Below are 18,389 nucleotides of genomic sequence, written 5' to 3'. Positions count from 1 at the left end.
GTTGCCTGCGGACTGCTGCTTAAGGGGATTTTGGCGTTAAAGGCGGCCGGGCGACGCTATTGCGAGTAAGCCCCCGATTGTAGCCCGGCGGCGTCGCCCTCTCGGGCCGCAGGGCCGGAAAACATTCGCGACCCATGCCTATGCGGCACTCGGAGATCAGGAAGCTGCCTGGGCAAGCGCCGCTGCGCCGCTCGCATGCAGGCAGATCGCAGCGGCGGCCGCCACGTTCAGCGACTCCTCGCCGCCCGGCTGCGCGATCCGGATGTGATGGCTGGCGCGGGCTTCCAGCGCCGGTGAAACGCCCTGCCCTTCATGGCCCAGCAGCCATGCGCAAGGATGCGGCAGCCTCGCCTGGTGCAGCCAGTCGCCCCGGTGGGAACTGGTGGCCACCAGCGGCACCTTCAGTTCGTCGAGGGCATCGGCCTCCACGCCTTCGATCAGCCGCAACCCGAAATGCGCGCCCATGCCGGCACGCAGCACCTTCGGCGCCCACAAGGCCGCCGTGCCTTTGAGCGCGATCACCTGCTTGAACCCGAAAGCGGCCGCGCTGCGCAGGATGGAGCCGGCGTTGCCGGCGTCCTGCAGGCGGTCAAGCACCACGCTGGGCGCATCGGGAAGCAAGGGCGGCCGCGCCGGCAGATCGAGCACGAAGCCCATCGGCGCCGGCGACTCCAGGCCGCTGGCAGCCCGCAGTAGATCGTCGTTGACTACTACCGTTTTGATAGCAGAATTCACCCATTCGGCAGGTACCGACGGCCAGAAGGACTCCGAGAAGACGGCGACCGCAGGCCGGATGCCGCGTGCGAGCGCCGCTCGGCAGAGATGGTCGCCTTCGAGCCAGATCCGGCCGAGCCGGCGATAGGCGCCGGGATCCTGGGCCAGTTTGCGCAGGTCCTTGAGCAGCGGGTTGTCGCGCGAACTGATGTGGTTCGCGCCGGTGGGGCTGGTCATGCTTCGGCTCAGGGCGCGGCGCGCAGGTCGAGGTGCACGGTCTCGGCCGTCGGGATTTCGGCCGGAACCGCCATCGAGGCCTCGAGCACGAGCGCAGCCGCACCCTCCGCAGTGCGCGCCAGTGCCGCGGCCACCGGGCTGAACGACCTGCGGTGATGAATGCACGCGCCATGGCGCTGCAGCGCCTCCAGGTGCTCCGGCGTGCCGTAGCCCTTGTGGCCGGCAAAGCCGTAGTACGGAAACTCCAGGTGCAGCTGCTCGCACAGCCGGTCGCGGTGGACCTTGGCCAGGATCGAGGCGGCGGAGATCGCCTTGATCCGCGCATCGCCCTTGACGATGGCCTCGGCCAGCACGTCGAGCGTGGGCAGGCGGTTGCCGTCGACCAGCACCTTGGCGGGCTTCAGGCGCAGGCCCTCGACCGCACGGCGCATGGCGAGCATGGTGGCCTGCAGGATGTTGTGGGTGTCGATTTCCTCGACCGTGGCCTGCGCCACCGAGCAGCACAGCGCCTTGGCAAGGATCTGGTCGTTCAGGCGTTCGCGCTGCAGGGCCGTGAGCGTCTTGGAATCGGCCAGGCCGCGGATCGGCCGCTGGTCGTCCAGGATGACGGCTGCCGCCACGACCGGGCCGGCCAGCGGCCCGCGGCCCGCTTCATCGACGCCCGCTACGAGGCCCGGCGCGTCCCACACGAGGGCCGCCTGCTCAGCCTTCAAGAACTTTCTGGATCGCATCGGCGCAAAGTGTGGGCGTATCGCGCTGCAGTTGCACGTGCAGCTCTGAAAATTTTTGTTGCAGCGCCCGCGTTTTCTCGGGCGCGTCGAGCCAGGCCAGCGTGGCCTCGGCCAGCGCCTGCGGCGTGGCGGCCTCCTGCAGCAGCTCGGGCACCACGAATTCGCGCGACAGGATGTTGGGCAGGCCGACCCAGGGCTGGAGCTGCTTGCGCTGCATCAGACGCCATGAAAGCGCATTCATGTTGTATGCGATGACCATCGGCCGCTTGAACAGCGCCGCCTCGAGCGTGGCGGTGCCGCTGGCGATCAGGGTGGCGTCGCAGGCGGCCAGCGCGGCATGCGACTGGCCGTCGAGCAGTTGTACCCGCCCCGCCGCACCGCTGGCCTGCAGCAGCGCCTCGACCTCGACACGCAGCCCCGGCAGGATGGGGGCGACGAACCGGAGCGCGGGCCGCGCCTGCAGCATCTGCGCCGCGGCGGCAAAAAAACGGGCGGCAAGGTAGCGCACTTCCGAGCGGCGGCTGCCGGGCAGCAGGGCCACGACCTGCGCATCCGGCGCGAGGCCGAGGGCCGCGCGCGCCCCGGCGCGGTCTGGCACCATCGGAATCACGTTGGCCAGCGGATGGCCGACGTAGCTGCCCTGCACGCCCTGCTCGGCCAGCAGCGCCGGCTCGAACGGAAAGATGCACAGCACGTGGTCAGCCGCGGCCCGGATCTTGTCGATGCGGTCGGCACGCCAGGCCCAGATCGACGGGCAGACGAAATGCACGGTCTTCATGCCGCGGCTGCGCAGTCCGGCTTCGAGGTCGAGGTTGAAATCGGGGGCGTCGACGCCGATGAAGAGCTCGGGCCATTCGCGCAGCAGCCGCGCCTTGAGCTGCCGGCGGATGCCGGCGATCTCGGCGTAGTGGCGCAGCACCTCGATGTAGCCGCGCACCGCGAGCTTTTCCTGCGGCCACCAGCTCTGCAGCCCGTGCGCAAGCATGCGGGGCCCGCCGATGCCCATGGTCTGGAGCGACGGCCAACGCGCCTGCAGGCCGTCGAGAAGAAGGCCGGCGAGCAGGTCGCCGGAAGCTTCTCCCGCGACCAGCGCGAAGCGTCGCTGTTCGTCCTTGCCCATGGCGGCCGTCTCGCTTACTTCAACGCGCAATGCCGCGTGTCGATGTGGCCAGGAACTGCTCCATCAGCGCCACGTCTGCGGCCGCTTCCGGCGTTTCGGTGGCCAGGGCAGCGATGCCGGCGCGCGCTTCTTCGAGCGTCTTGCCCTGCCGGTACAGCAGGCGGTGCATCTGCTTGACCGCCGCCAGGCGGGAGGCCGAAAAATCGCGGCGGCGCAGGCCCACGACGTTGAAGCCGCGCACCGCCAGCGGATTGCCGTCGACCAGCATGAAGGGGGGCACGTCCTGCGACACGGCGCTGGCGAAGCCGACCATGGCATGGGCACCGACCGAGACGAACTGGTGGATGCCCGTCAGGCCGCCGATCGTGACCCAGTCGGCCAGGTGCACGTGGCCGGCCAGCGTGGTGTTGTTGGCCAGCGTGGTGTGGTCGTCGACACGGCAGTCGTGCGCGATGTGCGTGTACGCCATGATCCAGTTGTCGCAGCCCACCCGCGTGATGCCGCCCGCGCCCGGCACGCCGAGGTTGAAGGTGCAGAACTCGCGGATGACGTTGCGGTCGCCGATGACCAGTTCGGTGGGCTCGCCCGCGTATTTCTTGTCCTGCGGAATGGCGCCGAGCGAGGAGAACTGAAAGATCCGGTTGTCCCGGCCGATGGTGGTGCGCCCCTCGATCACGCAATGCGCACCGATGGTCGTGCCGGCGCCGACCCGCACGTGCGGACCGATCACGGTGTAGGGCCCGACCGAAACGGAGGCGTCCAGCTGTGCCTTCGGGTCGACGAGCGCTGTGGGATGAACCTGCGTCATGCCTTGTCGTAACCGCCGCGAGATCAGTTGATCTGGCGCATCGCGCACATCAGCGTGGCCTCGCAGGCCAGTTCGCTGCCCACCAGCGCGCGGCCCTTGAACTTGGAGATGCCGGCCTTCATGCGCTCGATCTCGACTTCGAGCGTGAGCTGGTCGCCTGGCTCCACGGGGCGCTTGAAGCGCGCGCCGTCGATGGCCGCGAAGTAGTAGACCGTGTTGTCGTCAGGCACGATGTCGAGCGAATGGAACGACAGCAGCGCGGCCGCCTGCGCCATGGCTTCGAGCATGAGTACGCCCGGCATCACCGGACGGTGGGGGAAGTGGCCGTTGAAGAACGGCTCGTTCATCGTCACGTTCTTGAGCGCCGTGATGCGCTTGCCCTTTTCCATGTCCAGCACGCGATCCACCAGCAGGAACGGGTAGCGGTGGGGCAGCAGCTTGAGGATTTGATGGATATCGAGCGTCGTCGTCATGATTTTCTGTTCCTGCATCGTCTTCACTTTTTCTGAGGGGCCTTTTCGAGCGCCTTGAGTCGTTCGCGCAGGCTGTGCAACTGCTTGAGCGTTGCCGCGTTCTTTTCCCAGTTCGCATTGTCGTCGATGGGGAACATGCCGGTGTACTGGCCGGGCTTGCGGATCGAGCGGGTCACCACGGTGGCCGCGGACACGTGAACCCCGTCGGCCACCGTGAGATGGCCGAGCACGATCGCACCGCCGCCAAAGGTGCAGTGCGCACCGATGGTGGCGCTGCCCGCCACGCCGACGCAGCCGGCCATGGCGGTGTGCTTGCCGACACGCACGTTGTGGCCGATCTGGATCAGGTTGTCGAGCTTGACGCCGTCCTCGATGACGGTGTCGTCGAGCGCGCCGCGGTCGATGCAGGTGTTAGCGCCGATCTCGACGTCGTTGCCGATGCGCACCGCGCCCAGCTGCTCGATCTTGACCCAGGCGCCCTCGTGCGGTGCCAGGCCGAAGCCGTCGGCGCCGATCACCACACCCGGATGCAGCAGGCAGCGCTCGCCGACCACGCAGTCTTCGCTGATCGTCACGCGCGACTTGAGGACCGTGCCGGCGCCGACGCGCGCGCCCCGCTCCACCACGCACAAGGCGCCGATGCGCGCCGTGGCGTCCACCAGGGCCTCGGGATGGATCACCGCGGAGGGATGGATGCGGTCGGCCTCGGGCCGCGCGTGATGCGCCTTCCACAGCTGCGTGAGGCGCGCGAAATAGAGGTAGGGGTCGGCCGCGACGATGAACGCCCCGCGCGCGGCCGCGGCCTCGCGCATGGCCGGCGCGACGATCACGCAGGCCGCCCTGGAGGCCGCCAGTTCCTGCTGGTACTTGGGATGGCTCAGGAAGCTGAGCGCATCGGGCTGTGCATTCTGCAGCGGCGCAAGCCGCTCGATGGACAGCGCCGGGTCCCCGTGAAGCTCGCCCCCAAGGGCGCTGACAATGGCTCCGAGCTGCAGTCCCACGCCGATTCGCGGCGTTATTTGCCGGCCGAAGGAGCAGCGGTCGAGGCGTTCAGGGCCTTGATCACCTTGTCAGTGATGTCGTGCTTGGGATTGATGTAGATCGCTTCCTGCAGGATGGCATCGTACTTTTCAGCCTCGGCCACCTGCTTCACGACGCGGTTGGCGCGTTCGTAGACCTGCTGGAGCTCTTCGTTCTTGCGCGCGTTGAGATCTTCCTGGAACTCGCGGCGGCGGCGCTGGAAATCACGGTCCTGGTCGACCAGCGCGCGCTGGCGCGCAGTGCGCTGGCTTTCGGACAGGGTGGGGGCTTCGCGCTCGAACCGTTCGGAGGCCGTCTTCAGTGCTTCGCCCTGCGTCGTGAGATCCTTTTCGCGCTTGAGGAATTCAGCCTCGAGCTTGGCTTGCGCAGCCTTGGCCGGCTGCGCCTCGCGCAGCACGCGATCCGGATTCACGAAGCCGATGCGAAAGGTTTCCTGCGCCTGGGCAGCAGTCGCCGCAGCGAGCGCGAAAACGGGAATCAACAACGCGCCAGCGGCGGCGCGAATCAAATGCTTCATTTAGAAAGACGTTCCGATCTGGAATTGCAAGCGCTGGATTCTATCCTTCGGGATCAGGATGACGCCGGTATTCGGATCCAGCACTTCCTTTTGGGACTTGATGGGGAAGGCGTAGGCCAGACGCAGCGGGCCCAGCGGCGAGATCCAGCTGACCCCGAGGCCCACCGAGGCACGCAGCTTCTTCTGGGCCTCGTACTGCGCGTCCGTGATGCCAGGGGCGCGCGAGCCGAACACGTTGCCGACATCGAAGAAGCCATAGAGGCGCAGCGTACGGTCGTTGCCGGCGCCCGGGAATGGCGTACTGAGTTCGGCATTGAACACGGCCTTCTTGGTACCGCCGAGCGCTGCGCCTTCCGTCTGCCAGGGCAGCGGCACGTCGCGCGGCCCGAGCGAGTTCTGCTCGAAGCCGCGGATGGACCCCAGGCCGCCGGCATAGAAGTTCTTGAAGATCGGGTAGTCCTTGCCGCCAAGAGACTTGGCATAGCCCAGGTCGGCGTTGATCGCAAACGTGTACTGCTTGTTGATTGCGAAGAACTCCTGGTACTGGTAGTTCGTCTTGAAATACTTCATTTCGCCGGCGACGCCCAGCTCCAGGTTGGCACGCTGCAGGCGCCCGGTGGTCGGAACCAGCGCGCTGTCGCGGCTGTCGCGGCCCCAGCCGACGGTCAGCGGAACGCCCCAGACGCTCTTCCGATCGCACTCGGTCACGAACAAAAGGCTCGCATCCCTCTGGCATTGGAAATAGCGCAGGTAGGACGCCGGCGTGAAGAGCCCGGAGAACGACGTCGTCGAGTTCGGATCGAAGGCGTAGCGCTCGAGCCCGACACCGAAGAAGACCGTGTCGACTTCGCTGAACGGCACGCCGAAGCGGATCGAAGCGCCTTGGTTCACGAGCTTGTAGTCGCCGTCGATGTTGGTCGAGTACGGGCGCGTGGTGGTGTGATAGACGCTGATCGTGCGCGAGATGCCGTCCTTGGTGAAATACGGATCGGTGGTGGTCAGCGACAGCGTGCGGTTGTACTTGCTGGTGTTGACCTGCACGCCCAGGAAGTTGCCCGAACCGAAGACGTTCTCTTGCGAGATGCCGAAGGTGAGAGCCACCTTTTCCGCGCTCGAATAGCCGGCGCCGAGCTGCAGGCTGCCGGTGGGCTTCTCGGCCACGTTGACGACCAGGTCGACCTGGTCGGGCGAACCCGGGATTTCCTGGGTTTCGACGTTCACCTCGGTGAAGAAGCCCAGACGGTCCACGCGGTCGCGCGAGAGCTTGATCTTGTCGCCGTCGTACCAAGAGGCCTCGAACTGCCGGAACTCGCGCCGGATCACTTCATCGCGCGTCTTGGCATTGCCGCCCACCGCCACGCGGCGCACGTAAACGCGGCGCGAGGGTTCGGCCTGCAGGGTCAGGGTCACGCGGTTGTTGACGCGGTCGATTTCCGGGCGGGCCTGCACGCGTGCGAACGCGTAGCCGAAGGTGCCGAAATAGTCGGTGAAGGCCTTGGTGGTTTCGGTGACCTGCTCGCCGTTGTAGGGCTCACCGGGCTTGATGGTCACGAGGGACTTGAACTCCTCGTCGCGGCCGAGATAGTTGCCGTCGAGCTTGACGCCGGCCACAACGAACTTCTCGCCTTCGGTGATGTTGACGGTCACCGACAGGTCCTTGCGGTCCGGCGAGATGGCGACCTGGGTCGAATCGATGCGGAACTCGAGGTAGCCGCGCGTGATGTAGTACGAGCGCAGCGTTTCCAGGTCGGCGTTGAGCTTCGAACGCGAGTATTGGTTGGACTTGGTGTACCAGCTCATGAAGCCGCCGCTGTCCTGGTCGAACAGGCTCAGCAGCGTCGATTCGCTGAATGCCTTGTTGCCGACCACACGCACTTCGCGAATGCGCGCGGAATCGCCCTCGGTGACGGTGAACGTGAGATTGACGCGATTGCGCTCGATGGGCGTGACCGTGGTCACGACCTGCGCGTTGTAGAGGCTGCGGCTCACGTACTGGCGCTTGAGTTCCTGCTCGGCGCGGTCGGCCAGGGCCTTGTCGTACGGGCGGCCATCGGCCAGGCCCACTTCGCGCAGCGCCTTCTGGAGCGCGGCCTTGTCGAATTCCTTGGTGCCGACGAAATCGACGTCGGCAATGGTGGGACGCTCTTCGACGATCACCACCAGCACGTTGCCGTTGACGTCGATGCGCACGTCCTTGAACAACCCCAGGTCGAACAGCGCACGGATGGCAGCCGATCCGCGCTCGTCGCTGTAGGTATCGCCCACACGCAGCGGAAGCGATGCGAAGATCGTGCCGGGCTCGACGCGTTGCAGGCCCTCGACGCGAATGTCACGCACCGTGAAGGGCTCGACGGCCCAGGCTGCCGTGGCCGCCAACGCGCTGGCCACCACCGCGGCAACGCTACGCAGGCGAAAGCGACTGAAGTTTGTGTTCATCTGTGAATTGGGCCGGCGCGGAAAGGGCCGGCAGAAAGTTAACCAAAGAGCCGCGTGACGTCGTTGAAGAGTGCAACCGACATCATGACCAGCAGCAAGGCGACACCGCCGCGCTGAAGCCGTTCCATCCAGGCGTCAGAGACGCTCTTGCCGGTCAGGCCCTCCCAAAGATAATACATCAGGTGTCCTCCATCGAGGACCGGCAGCGGCATGAGATTGAGCACGCCAAGGCTCACGCTGATCAGTGCAAGGAATACCAGGTACTGGGTCAACCCGAGGCTCGCGGACTTGCCGGCGTAGTCGGCGATCGTGAGCGGCCCGCTCAGATTCTTGAGCGAGGCTTCGCCGATCACCATCTTGCCCATCATGCGGACGGTCAGCGCCGACACCTCCCAGGTGCGCACGATACCGCGCCAGACGCCATCGATCGGGCCCTGGCGCACCGTCACCATTTCGGGCGGCGCACCGACATAGGCGCCGATGCGGCCGACCTTCGCCGCGCCCTCCTCGCGCAGTTCGGGCCTGACTTCGAGTTCGATCGACTGGCTGCCGCGCTGCACCTGCCAGGTCTGCGGACGCGGCTGGTCGCCATCGATCGAGGTGCGGATCACCTCGCGCAACTGCTGCCCATCGACGATGGGCACATTGCCGACGCTGCGGACCACGTCGCCGCTGCGAAGGCCCGCGCGTTCTGCCGCGCTGCCGGCCATCACCTGGCCGATCTCGGGACGCGTCAGCGGTGCGAGCACGCCGATCTTGCGGAACATCTGCGGGTCGGCGTCCCTGGCCTCCATGAGGCTCAGCGGCAGCACGACCTGCCGGCCGGGCCGGCCGCCCTCGCCCGCCACTTCGAGCGTCAGGTCGCGGCCGTCGAGCGCGCCGCGTGTCATGCGCCAGCGCAGGTCCTCGAACGACTGCACGGGTTCCAGGTCGCCTTCGAAACCGGCACGCGTGATGTGCTCGCCGCCGCGTAATCCCGCCGCTTCCGCCAGCGATGCCGCCACCGGACGCGCCAGCTTGGCAACAGGCTCCTCGACTCCGATCCAGTTGACGGCCGTGTAGAGCACCACGGCAAGCAGCAGATTCGCAATGGGCCCGGCAGCGACGATGGCCGCGCGGGAGCGCAGCGGCTGCGTGTTGAAGGCGCGGTGGCGCTCCTCGGGCGCCACCGGCCCCTCGCGCTCATCGAGCATCTTGACGTAACCGCCGAACGGAAACGCGCCGATGACGAACTCCGTTTCCTGCCCCGGATGCTGGCGCTTGGGCTGCCAGCGGTAGAGTGTCCTGCCGAAGCCCACCGAAAACCGCAGCACCTTGACGCCGCAGGCGACGGCAACGCGGTAGTGGCCGTATTCATGCACGGCGATCAGGAGGCCGAGTGCAACCACGAAAGCGATGACGGTGAGCATCCGGATCCTCTGTTGACGGGAGTGTCAGGCCGCGAAGCGCAGCGCCGCGGCATTGGCCGCCGCCCTGGCGCTGGCGTCGAGCGCCAGCAGGTCGGCCAGCGATGCGGGCTTGGAGGGGCTGACGGCTTCCAAAGTTTCCATGTTGACCGCATGAATGCGGTCGAAGCGCAGGCGCCGATCAAGAAAGGCCTCGACCGCGACTTCGTTGGCCGCATTGAGCACCGCCGTGGTCCCCGGCGCCGCGCGCAGCGCATGCCAGGCCAGGCCCAGCCCGGGAAACAGCGCCGCGTCGGGGGCATCGAAGCTCAGCGATGCCATCTGGCGGAAATCAAGGCGCGCCGCGCCGCTCTCGATGCGCTCGGGCCAGGCCAGTCCGACGGCAATGGGCACGCGCATGTCGGGCGTCCCCAGTTGGGCAATGACCGATGCATCCGTGAACTGGACCATCGAATGGACCACGCTCTGCGGATGGATGACCACCTCGATCTGCTCGGGCAGCACGCCGAACAGATGGCGCGCCTCGATCACCTCGAGCGCCTTGTTCATCATGGTGGCGGAATCGACCGAGATCTTGCGGCCCATGACCCAGTTCGGATGCGCGCAAGCCTGTTCGGGCGTGACCGTGCCCAGCGTATCGGGCGCGCGCGTGCGGAACGGGCCGCCCGACGCCGTGAGAATGATCTTGTCGATGCGCCGCGGCCAGGTCGACGGGTCTTCAGGCAGCGACTGGAAGATGGCCGAGTGCTCGCTGTCGATCGGCAGCAGCGTGGCACCGCCCTCGCGCACGGTGCGCATGAAGAGCTCGCCGCCGACCACCAGCGCCTCCTTGTTGGCCAGCAGCAGCCGCTTGCCGGCGCGCGCAGCCGCCAGGCAGGGCCCGAGGCCGGCCGCCCCCACGATGGCCGCCATCACGGCGTCGACCTCTTCGTGCGATGCTATTTTTTCAATAGCATCGACGCCGCTCAGGACGGTGGTCTTGAGATTGTTCTGCTCTATCTTTTCGGTCAGCAGCGCCGCATGCGGCGCGCTCGCCATGACCGCATAGCGCGGCGAAAAACGCGCGCACTGCGCGAGCAGCTCGTCGACCTTGGTCGATGCGGAAAGCGCGAAGACCTCGAAACGCTCCGGGTGCCGCGAAATGACATCGAGCGTGCTGACGCCGACCGAACCGGTCGAGCCCAGCACCGTGATGCGTTGTTTGGGTGTGTTCACAGGAAAGCCAGCATCATTGCAATGGGAAGCGCCGGCAAGAGGGCATCCACGCGGTCGAGCACACCACCGTGGCCCGGCAACAGGCTGCTGCTGTCCTTGGCGCCGGCACTGCGCTTGATCAGCGACTCGACCAGGTCGCCCACGACGCTCATCGCGGCGAGAAACAGCACGCCGACCAGCAGCAGCCACCAGCCGCGCTCGTACAGCCGGGTGTAGAGGCTGGCCACCGCGGCGCCGGCAGCCCTGTCGGCCCACATCCACGCAAAGGCCAGCACCACGACGCCCGCCATGCCGCCCCACACGCCTTCCCAGCTCTTGCCGGGGCTGATGGCGGGCGCGAGCTTGTTGCGCGTGAACTTGAGGCCGAAGGCGCGGCCCGCGAAATACGCGAAGACGTCGGCCACCCAGACCAGCACGAGGATCGACAGCAAAAAGTTGATGCCGACCATGCGCGCCTGCACGGCCGCGAGCCACGCCACCCAGAGCGCCAGCAGCCCGCCGACCAGCCGCAGCCCGCGGGGAATGCGCGGCCAGCCCGGCACCGCCACCCGCAGCAACGCAGCCCCGCCGAGCACCCAGGCTGCGCTGGCCACCAGCCACATGGGCAGCAGCGACCGATCGAGCAGCCCGAGCCACCAGGAGAGCGCACACAGCGCCACGGTTTCTGCGCCGAGGAAGACCGACAGCCGCTGGCCATAGCCGTTGAGACGGCCCCATTCCCATGCCCCGGCACCGATCAGCACCAGCATCACGCAGGCGAAGGGGACGTGCGACGGGTAGAAGAGCGCCGGCAGCAGGATCGCCAACAGGACGATGGCCGTGAGGATGCGTTGTTTGAGCATGCGGCTGGGCGGCTGGAGGGACAGGCCGTGAGGCCCTCAGGCCAACTGGCGATCGGGTGCGGAGCCGCTGCCGGCCGTGACTTGCGCCGAGGTCTTGCCGAAGCGGCGCTCGCGCGCCTGAAATGCGGCGATTCCCGCATCCAGTTCGGCCTGGTCGAACTCGGGCCAGAGCTTGTCGCTGAAGAAAAGCTCCGCGTAGGCGCTTTGCCACAGCAGGAAGTTCGACAGGCGCTGCTCGCCGCCGGTGCGGATGAGAAGGTCGGGATCGGGCACGTGCGCCAGGGCCATGGCGCGGTCGAGATTCGCTTCCGTGAGCGCTTCGCCCTGCTCGGCCAGCTTGGCCGCGGCGCGGGCAATGTCCCACCGGCCGCCGTAGTTGAAGCAGACGTTCAGGATCAGCTTGGTGTTCTGCGCGGTGGCGGTTTCGGCGTCGACCAGGCCCTGCACCATTTTCTTGGAAAGCCCGGTCCGTTCGCCGACGAAATGCAACTGCACGCCGTCGCGGCTCAGCTTGGGCACTTCGCGCGCGAGTGCCCCCACCATGATTTCCATGAGCCCCGAAACTTCCTCGGGCGGACGGTTCCAGTTCTCCGACGAAAACGCGAAGACCGTGAGAATGCCCACGCCGCGATCGACACACGCCTTGACGCAGCGCCTGAGCGACTCGACGCCCTGCTTGTGTCCTGCCACGCGAGGCAGGAACCGCCGCGTGGCCCAGCGTCCGTTGCCATCCATGACGATGGCAATGTGGCGGGGGATCTGCGGCGAAGAAGAGGCCATGCGCAGCCTCAAACGGCCATGATCTCCGCTTCCTTGGCCGCGACCAGGCGGTCGATTTCCGCGATGTGGCGGTCCGTGACCTTCTGGATCTCGGCTTCGGCGCGCTTCTGGTCGTCCTCGGAGGCGAGCTTTTCCTTGACCAGCTTCTTGACCGACTCGTTCGCATCGCGGCGCAGGTTGCGCGTGGCGATCTTGGCGCTTTCGCCTTCGTTGCGGACCAGCTTGGTCATTTCCTTGCGGCGCTCCTCGCTCATCGCGGGAAGCGGCACGCGGATCAGGTCGCCCATCGAGGCCGGATTCAGCCCCAGGTCGCTTTCGCGGATGGCTTTCTCGATCTTGGCGCCCATGCCCTTTTCCCAGGGCTGGACGCTGATCGTGCGCGAGTCGAGCACCGACACGTTGGCCACCTGGCTCAGCGGAACCTGCGAGCCGTAGTACTCGACGTGGATCGAGTCGAGCAGCGCGGAGTTCGCGCGGCCGGTACGGATCTTGGTGAGGTTGTTCTGGAACGCGGCAAGCGACTGATTCATCTTGGCATCGGTCGCACTGCGGATTTCTGCAATGGTCGGGGTCGTCATCTCAAATTACTCCTCAGGCATGCACCAGCGTGCCTTCGTCCTCGCCCATGACGACGCGCTTGAGCGCACCGTTCTTGAAGATCGAGAACACCTTGATCGGCAGCTTCTGGTCGCGGCACAGCGCAAAGGCCGTGGCGTCCATGATGCCGAGATTCTGCGCGATTGCCTCGTCGAAAGTGAGCGACGAATAGCGCGTTGCATCGGGATGGGTCTTCGGATCGGCGGAATAGACGCCGTCGACCTTGGTGGCCTTGAGCACCAGTTCGGCACCGATCTCGGCACCGCGCAGCGCAGCGGCCGTGTCGGTGGTGAAGAACGGATTGCCGGTGCCCGCGGCAAACACGACCACCTTGCCCTCTTCGAGGTACTGCAGCGCCTTGGGCCGCACGTAGGGCTCGACCACCTGCTCGATGGCGATGGCGGACATGACGCGCGCCACCAGTCCCTGCTTGTTCATGGCGTCGGCCAGGGCCAGCGAATTCATGACGGTGGCCAGCATGCCCATGTAGTCGGCCGTCGCGCGGTCCATGCCGACCGAGCCTCCCGCGACGCCGCGGAAGATGTTGCCGCCGCCGATCACGACGGCGACTTCCACGCCCATGTTCACCACTTCCGCCACCTCTTCGACCATGCGAACGATGGTCGCACGATTAATACCAAAGGCATCGTCTCCCATCAATGCCTCGCCCGACAGCTTCAACAAGATTCGCTTGTGGGCTGGGCGGGGATCAGACATGGGCAATTTCCTTACTTGGGTTGGCGGGGGCGAGTGTAGAACGAGGCGGTGAAAAAGCGGCGGCACACACGCGTGCACCGCTGCCTTGGGGCGTAACAGTTTTTACGCGGCGGCCTTGGCAGCAGCCACCTGGGCTGCAACTTCGGCGGCAAAGTCGTCGACCTTCTTTTCGATGCCTTCGCCGACCACATACAGGGTGAAGCCCTTGATGCTGGTGTTGGCGGCCTTGAGCATCTGCTCCACGGTCTGCTTGTCGTTCTTCACGAACGGCTGGTTGTGCAGCGAGACTTCCTTGAGGTACTTCTGCACGCCGCCTTCGATGCGCTTGGCAACGATGTCGGCCGGCTGCGGCTTCTTGCCTTCGGCTTCTGCGGTCTTGCGGTCTTCCTCGGCCTTGCCGGCGGCCACGGCGCGCTCTTTTTCGATCAGGTCGGCAGGCACGTCGGCGGCCGAGATGGCAACCGGCTTCATGGCGGCGATGTGCATTGCCACGTCCTTGGCCGAGGTGTCGTCGCCTTCGAATTCGACCATCACGCCGATGCGCGTGCCGTGCAGGTACGAAGCCAGCTTGCCGTTGCCGGCAAAGTGCTTGAAGCGGCGGAAACTCATGTTCTCGCCGATCTTGCCGATCAGGCCCTTGCGCACGTCCTCGAGCGTGGGGCCGAAACCGTCCTGCTCATAGGGCAGCGCGCCGAGCGCGGCGATGTCCGCGGGGTTGTGCTTGGCGACCAGCATCGCGGCAGCGTTGGCCATGGCCAGGAAGCTGTCGTTCTTGGTGACGAAGTCGGTTTCGCAGTTGATCTCGATCATGCCGCCGGCAGCGCCGTCGACAAACGCCGTGACCACGCCTTCGGCGGTGATGCGGCCCGAGGCCTTGCCGGCCTTGTTGCCGAGCTTGATGCGCAGCAGCTCTTCGGCCTTTTCCATGTTGCCGTCGGCCTCGGTCAGGGCCTTCTTGCATTCCATCATCGGCGCGTCGGTCTTTGCGCGCAGTTCGCCGACCATGCTTGCGGTGATTGCAGCCATTGTTCTATCTCCGTGTCCAAAAAATCAGATTAAAAAAAAGGGGCACCAAGCCCCTTCTTCAGGCGCGTGAGAGCACTCGATCAGGCCGAGGCGCCCTCTTCGACTTCGACGAATTCATCGCTGCCTTCGGCAATGGCCTTGACCACGTCGCCGGTGGCGCTGTTGCGGCCTTCGATGATCGCGTCGGCGATGCCGCGAGCGTAGAGCGTGACGGCCTTCGACGAGTCGTCGTTGCCCGGGATCACGTAGTCGATGCCTTCGGGCGAGTGGTTGGAGTCGACCACGCCGATCAGCGGAATGCCCAGCTTCTTGGCTTCGGCCACGGCGATCTTGTGGAAGCCCACGTCGATCACGAAGATGGCGTCAGGCAGCGCGGTCATGTCCTGGATGCCGCCGATGTCCTTCTCGAGCTTCTCGATTTCACGGGTGAAGGTGAGCTGCTCTTTCTTGCTCAGGCTTTCGAGGCCGGCTTCCTGCTGGGCCTTCATGTCCTTCAGGCGCTTGATCGAGGTCTTGACCGTCTTGAAGTTGGTCAGCATGCCGCCGAGCCAGCGGGTGTCGACGAAAGGCACGCCGGCGCGGCGGGCTTCGGCAGCCACGATTTCACGGGCCTGGCGCTTGGTGCCGACCATCAGGATCGTGCCGCGGTTGGCGGTGAGCTGCTTGGCGTACTTCATCGCGTCCTGGAACATCGGGAGCGACTTTTCCAGGTTGATGATGTGAATCTTGTTGCGATGGCCGAAGATGTACGGGGCCATCTTGGGGTTCCAGAAGCGGGTTTGGTGACCGAAGTGGACACCGGCTTCCAGCATTTCGCGCATGGTGGTAGACATTGAAAATTACTCCAAAGGTTGGGTCTAAAATCCAGCCCGTTTTGTGCCTCCTTCGAATGGAGTCACAACACCTTGAATGGGCCGGTTTGCGAATGTGTTTGGCTGGGTGCGACGAAAGCCGTCACATGTTCAGCGAAACCCAAAGAGTATAGCACGGCCCTCTTTCGCCCCTTCTCCTTGTCCACCCCGGAACCGAGCCGTCCGCGCCCTCCCAGCCCACCCATGAACGACCTCCACGCCACCCGTCTGAACCTTCTGGCAGGTGGCACCGATGCATGCACCGAATTGGAGCGCGCCATCGGCATTGCCCAGTCCCCGGCCTGCAGCCACGTATTCACCCGCACGCTGTTCGACGAAGCCCGCCGGCAGGCCGCCGGCTCGGCGCCGCAGAGCCGGCTCGCCGGCCTTGCCTTCACCGCCAAGGACCTGTTCGACGTCGAGGGGCAGCCGACTCCGGCGGGCTCCGTGGTGCTTTCGCATGCGCCGGCCGCCAAGGCCGATGCCGTCGCGGTGGCACGGCTGTGCGCCGCGGGTGGCGTGCTGACGGGCCGCACCAACATGACGGAATTCGCCTTTTCCGGCGTGGGAGTCAACCCGCATCACGGCACGCCGGCCAACGCGAGCGATGCGGCCACGCCGCGCATCCCGGGCGGCTCGTCCTCCGGCGCCGCCGTCTCGGTCGCCAGCGGGGCGGCCTTCATCGGCCTGGGCTCCGACACGGGCGGCTCGATCCGCATTCCCGCGGCGCTGAACGGCATCGTGGGCTTCAAGAGCACCGCCCGGCTGGTGCCGACCCAGGGCGCCCTGCCGCTGTCGACCACGCTCGACACCGTCTGCGCGATGACGCGCTCGGTGCGCGACGCCGTCGCCGTGCACGAGATCCTTGCGGCGCGCCGTGTGACCGCCGGTGCGGCCTCGCTGGGAGCATACCGGCTTGCCGTCGTGAAGAACGTTTTCTTCGACGGCATCGAGCCCGCTGTGGCCCGAGCCTTCGAAGATGCGTTGCGAACACTGCGCGATGGTGGTGCCCGGATCGAGGAGATCGAGCTGCCGGAACTCGCGGAACTGCAGGCGATCAACGCCACCGGCGGTTTTTCGGCGGCTGAATCCTATGCCTGGCACCGGCTGCTGCTCGAGCGCAGCGGTGCCGGCTACGACCCTCGCGTGGCCCAGCGCATCCTGCGGGGCGCCTCCATGAAGGCGCACGAATACATCGATCTCGTGCACGCCCGGCGCGACTGGATCACCCGCGTCGAGGCGGCGCTGACCCCTTTCGACGCGGTGCTCTCGCCCACCGTGCCGATCACCGCGCCCGCCATTGCGGGCGTCGCCCCGGGCGCCGAGCGCGATGACGAATTCTTCCGCATCAATGCGCTGCTGCTGCGCAACCCGTCGATCGTCAACATGCTCGACGGCTGCGCCATCTCGCTGCCCTGCCACGCCGCCGGCGAGTTGCCGGTGGGCCTGATGCTGTGGCATGCCTCGCTGCACGACGACGCCGTCCTGGCGGTCGCGCTGCAAGCAGAAAAAGCGCTGCAAAAACAATAGCCTCGCGCACCGATCGACGGGCGCCGGCCATCTCTTCTTACTCAAAAATTCAATGAAAATCGCGATCGTGGGCGCCGGCATCATCGGCGTCACAACCGCCTGGGAACTGGTTTCGGATGGCCATGAAGTTTCCGTGTTCGAGCGCCGTGGCGCCGCCGCCGAGGAATCCAGTTTTGCGAATGCGGGAGTGGTCGCGCCGGGCTACGTCACGCCCTGGGCCGCGCCGGGCATGCGCGCCAAGGTGCTGCGCTCACTGCTGTCGCCGCACGGCGCCATCAAGCTGCGCTGGCCGCTGAGCCCACGCGACCTCGGCTGGATGTCGCGCTGGCAGAAGGCCTGCAAGCTCGAAACCTACCTGGCCAACCGCGCCCGCATGCAGCGCCTGGCGTTCTACAGCCGCACCCGGCTGCACGAAGTGACCGAAGCGCGCGAACTGAGCTACGAACGCAGCGACGGCTACCTCGTGCTGCTGCGCTCCAAGCGCGAGAAAAAACTGGTCCAGCCAGGCCTCGAGGTGCTGCGCGCGGCCGGCAGCGTCTTCAGGGAGGTGGACGCCGACGAGGCCCGCCGCATCGAGCCCGCGCTCAGCACCGAAACGGCGCTTGCGGGTGCGATCCACCTGCCCGAGGACGAAGTGGCCAACTGCCGCCAGTTCGCACTGCTTCTCAAGTGGGAAGCCGAGGCGCTCGGCGCCCAGTTCCATTTCAACTGCGACATTGCGCCGCTGAGCCGCGCGGCCCCCACCTCCGTCTCGCTCGCCAGTGGCTCGCCGCCGCTGCGCTTCGATGCGGTGGTGGTGTGCGCCGGTCTTGCCTCGGCCACGCTGCTGCGGCCGCTCGGGTTGCGGATTCCACTGGCGCCGGTGTACGGCCATTCGATCAGCGCGCCGATCCGCGAATCGCTCAACGCGCCGCGCAGCGCCGTGATGGACGAGCGCTACAAGGTTGCGATCTCGCGCCTGGGCCAGCGCGTGCGCGTGGCCGGCGGCGCCGAGATCGGCGGCTCCCTGAGTTCGATGAATGCCTCGGCCGTGCAAACGCTCTACAAGGTGCTGCACGACTGGTTTCCGGGCGCCGCAACGCTGCAGTCGGGCGTGCAGCAATGGAAGGGCGCGCGCCCGATGCTGCCCGATGGCCCGCCGGTGCTCGGTACCAGCGGCGTACCGGGCGTCTGGCTCAATCTGGGCCACGGTTCGAGCGGATGGACGCTGTCGTGCGGCAGCGCACGCGTGGTGGCCGACCTGATCGGCGGCCGCGACGCTGACGTCGACCTCGAAGGCCTGGGCATCGAGCGGCTCGCCCAGTAGGCTGGGCCGCAGCTGCGCAGGCGCGGCTTCAGGCGGGCAGAA

18 protein-coding genes are annotated in these 18,389 nt (G+C 66.5%); 2 read left to right on the top strand and 16 right to left on the bottom strand.

From position 1 onward, the window contains the following. Positions 1-156: 156 nt before the first annotated feature. The 16 genes from IB278_RS14195 to rpsB all read right to left on the bottom strand — a co-directional run bounded on the left by IB278_RS14195 (position 157) and on the right by rpsB (position 15,493). Positions 157-951, bottom strand: a complete 795-nt coding sequence (locus IB278_RS14195; RefSeq protein ID WP_145746590.1) for a TrmH family RNA methyltransferase — start codon at positions 949-951, stop codon at positions 157-159. Positions 952-959: 8 nt separating this feature from the next. Next, positions 960-1,682, bottom strand: a complete 723-nt coding sequence (rnhB, locus tag IB278_RS14190; RefSeq protein WP_192323721.1) for a ribonuclease HII — start codon at positions 1,680-1,682, stop codon at positions 960-962. Beyond that, entirely contained in the window at positions 1,654-2,802 is a 1,149-nt protein-coding gene (lpxB, locus tag IB278_RS14185) for a lipid-A-disaccharide synthase (RefSeq protein ID WP_145746588.1), read from the bottom strand. The genes rnhB and lpxB overlap by 29 nt, the downstream gene beginning before the upstream one ends. Positions 2,803-2,821: 19 nt before the next feature. Beyond that, positions 2,822-3,610 (bottom strand): acyl-ACP--UDP-N-acetylglucosamine O-acyltransferase, encoded by a 789-nt coding sequence (lpxA, locus tag IB278_RS14180; protein ID WP_145746587.1) that lies wholly within the window; start codon positions 3,608-3,610, stop codon positions 2,822-2,824. Positions 3,611-3,633: 23 nt separating this feature from the next. Further along, positions 3,634-4,083, bottom strand: a complete 450-nt coding sequence (gene fabZ / locus IB278_RS14175; protein ID WP_021007523.1) for a 3-hydroxyacyl-ACP dehydratase FabZ — start codon at positions 4,081-4,083, stop codon at positions 3,634-3,636. A gap of 23 nt (positions 4,084-4,106) precedes the next feature. Then, positions 4,107-5,084 carry a UDP-3-O-(3-hydroxymyristoyl)glucosamine N-acyltransferase gene (lpxD, locus tag IB278_RS14170; protein ID WP_145746586.1) on the bottom strand — a complete coding sequence of 326 codons (978 nt, stop codon included), beginning with the start codon at positions 5,082-5,084 and terminating at the stop codon, positions 4,107-4,109. Between the two features lie 14 nt (positions 5,085-5,098). Continuing rightward, the gene (locus IB278_RS14165) at positions 5,099-5,641 is read right to left on the bottom strand and encodes an OmpH family outer membrane protein (RefSeq protein ID WP_025569540.1); all 543 of its coding nucleotides are present in this window, start codon (positions 5,639-5,641) and stop codon (positions 5,099-5,101) included. Next, positions 5,642-8,077: an outer membrane protein assembly factor BamA gene (bamA, locus tag IB278_RS14160; RefSeq protein WP_192323720.1), complete on the bottom strand. Its 2,436-nt coding sequence runs from the start codon at positions 8,075-8,077 to the stop codon at positions 5,642-5,644. Between the two features lie 38 nt (positions 8,078-8,115). After that, a complete protein-coding gene (rseP, locus tag IB278_RS14155) occupies positions 8,116-9,486 on the bottom strand; it encodes an RIP metalloprotease RseP (protein WP_192323718.1) in 1,371 nt (456 codons plus the stop codon). A 24-nt stretch (positions 9,487-9,510) separates the two neighbouring features. Continuing rightward, a complete protein-coding gene (gene ispC / locus IB278_RS14150; RefSeq protein WP_192323716.1) occupies positions 9,511-10,698 on the bottom strand; it encodes a 1-deoxy-D-xylulose-5-phosphate reductoisomerase in 1,188 nt (395 codons plus the stop codon). Continuing rightward, a complete protein-coding gene (locus IB278_RS14145; protein ID WP_145746582.1) occupies positions 10,695-11,540 on the bottom strand; it encodes a phosphatidate cytidylyltransferase in 846 nt (281 codons plus the stop codon). Before IB278_RS14145 ends, ispC begins: the two co-directional genes overlap by 4 nt. 36 nt (positions 11,541-11,576) lie before the next feature. Continuing rightward, positions 11,577-12,320: a polyprenyl diphosphate synthase gene (uppS, locus tag IB278_RS14140; RefSeq protein WP_145746581.1), complete on the bottom strand. Its 744-nt coding sequence runs from the start codon at positions 12,318-12,320 to the stop codon at positions 11,577-11,579. A gap of 8 nt (positions 12,321-12,328) precedes the next feature. After that, the gene (gene frr / locus IB278_RS14135) at positions 12,329-12,898 is read right to left on the bottom strand and encodes a ribosome recycling factor (protein WP_012747710.1); all 570 of its coding nucleotides are present in this window, start codon (positions 12,896-12,898) and stop codon (positions 12,329-12,331) included. A 13-nt stretch (positions 12,899-12,911) separates the two neighbouring features. After that, positions 12,912-13,634, bottom strand: a complete 723-nt coding sequence (gene pyrH, locus IB278_RS14130; protein ID WP_018905021.1) for a UMP kinase — start codon at positions 13,632-13,634, stop codon at positions 12,912-12,914. Positions 13,635-13,736: 102 nt separating this feature from the next. Beyond that, the gene (gene tsf / locus IB278_RS14125) at positions 13,737-14,660 is read right to left on the bottom strand and encodes a translation elongation factor Ts (RefSeq protein WP_124960539.1); all 924 of its coding nucleotides are present in this window, start codon (positions 14,658-14,660) and stop codon (positions 13,737-13,739) included. Positions 14,661-14,740: 80 nt separating this feature from the next. Continuing rightward, positions 14,741-15,493: a 30S ribosomal protein S2 gene (rpsB, locus tag IB278_RS14120; RefSeq protein ID WP_145746580.1), complete on the bottom strand. Its 753-nt coding sequence runs from the start codon at positions 15,491-15,493 to the stop codon at positions 14,741-14,743. Positions 15,494-15,715: 222 nt separating this feature from the next. Between rpsB and IB278_RS14115 the strand changes: the two genes are divergently transcribed. Together IB278_RS14115 and IB278_RS14110 are read left to right on the top strand one after the other, a co-directional pair. Further along, positions 15,716-17,041 carry an amidase gene (locus tag IB278_RS14115; RefSeq protein WP_192323714.1) on the top strand — a complete coding sequence of 442 codons (1,326 nt, stop codon included), beginning with the start codon at positions 15,716-15,718 and terminating at the stop codon, positions 17,039-17,041. A 52-nt stretch (positions 17,042-17,093) separates the two neighbouring features. Then, entirely contained in the window at positions 17,094-18,347 is a 1,254-nt protein-coding gene (locus tag IB278_RS14110) for a D-amino acid dehydrogenase (protein WP_192323712.1), read from the top strand. The last annotated feature ends 42 nt before the right edge of the window (positions 18,348-18,389 follow it).

Origin of the sequence: Variovorax sp. VRV01 (assembly GCF_014852545.1) — a bacterium.
GTDB lineage: Bacteria > Pseudomonadota > Gammaproteobacteria > Burkholderiales > Burkholderiaceae_C > Variovorax > Variovorax beijingensis_A.
This window is presented reverse-complemented; position numbering and strand designations above follow the sequence as displayed.

Coding starts and splice junctions, on each gene's coding strand:
- lpxA (WP_145746587.1), bottom strand. CDS start 3,610: ATGACGCAGGTTCATCCCACAGCGCTCGTCGACCCGAAGGCACAGCTG.
- IB278_RS14165 (WP_025569540.1), bottom strand. CDS start 5,641: ATGAAGCATTTGATTCGCGCCGCCGCTGGCGCGTTGTTGATTCCCGTT.
- IB278_RS14115 (WP_192323714.1), top strand. CDS start 15,716: ATGAACGACCTCCACGCCACCCGTCTGAACCTTCTGGCAGGTGGCACC.
- frr (WP_012747710.1), bottom strand. CDS start 12,898: ATGACGACCCCGACCATTGCAGAAATCCGCAGTGCGACCGATGCCAAG.
- uppS (WP_145746581.1), bottom strand. CDS start 12,320: ATGGCCTCTTCTTCGCCGCAGATCCCCCGCCACATTGCCATCGTCATG.
- rseP (WP_192323718.1), bottom strand. CDS start 9,486: ATGCTCACCGTCATCGCTTTCGTGGTTGCACTCGGCCTCCTGATCGCC.
- tsf (WP_124960539.1), bottom strand. CDS start 14,660: ATGGCTGCAATCACCGCAAGCATGGTCGGCGAACTGCGCGCAAAGACC.
- fabZ (WP_021007523.1), bottom strand. CDS start 4,083: ATGACGACGACGCTCGATATCCATCAAATCCTCAAGCTGCTGCCCCAC.
- IB278_RS14195 (WP_145746590.1), bottom strand. CDS start 951: ATGACCAGCCCCACCGGCGCGAACCACATCAGTTCGCGCGACAACCCG.
- rpsB (WP_145746580.1), bottom strand. CDS start 15,493: ATGTCTACCACCATGCGCGAAATGCTGGAAGCCGGTGTCCACTTCGGT.
- pyrH (WP_018905021.1), bottom strand. CDS start 13,634: ATGTCTGATCCCCGCCCAGCCCACAAGCGAATCTTGTTGAAGCTGTCG.
- rnhB (WP_192323721.1), bottom strand. CDS start 1,682: ATGCGATCCAGAAAGTTCTTGAAGGCTGAGCAGGCGGCCCTCGTGTGG.
- IB278_RS14145 (WP_145746582.1), bottom strand. CDS start 11,540: ATGCTCAAACAACGCATCCTCACGGCCATCGTCCTGTTGGCGATCCTG.
- lpxB (WP_145746588.1), bottom strand. CDS start 2,802: ATGGGCAAGGACGAACAGCGACGCTTCGCGCTGGTCGCGGGAGAAGCT.
- IB278_RS14110 (WP_192323712.1), top strand. CDS start 17,094: ATGAAAATCGCGATCGTGGGCGCCGGCATCATCGGCGTCACAACCGCC.
- bamA (WP_192323720.1), bottom strand. CDS start 8,077: ATGAACACAAACTTCAGTCGCTTTCGCCTGCGTAGCGTTGCCGCGGTG.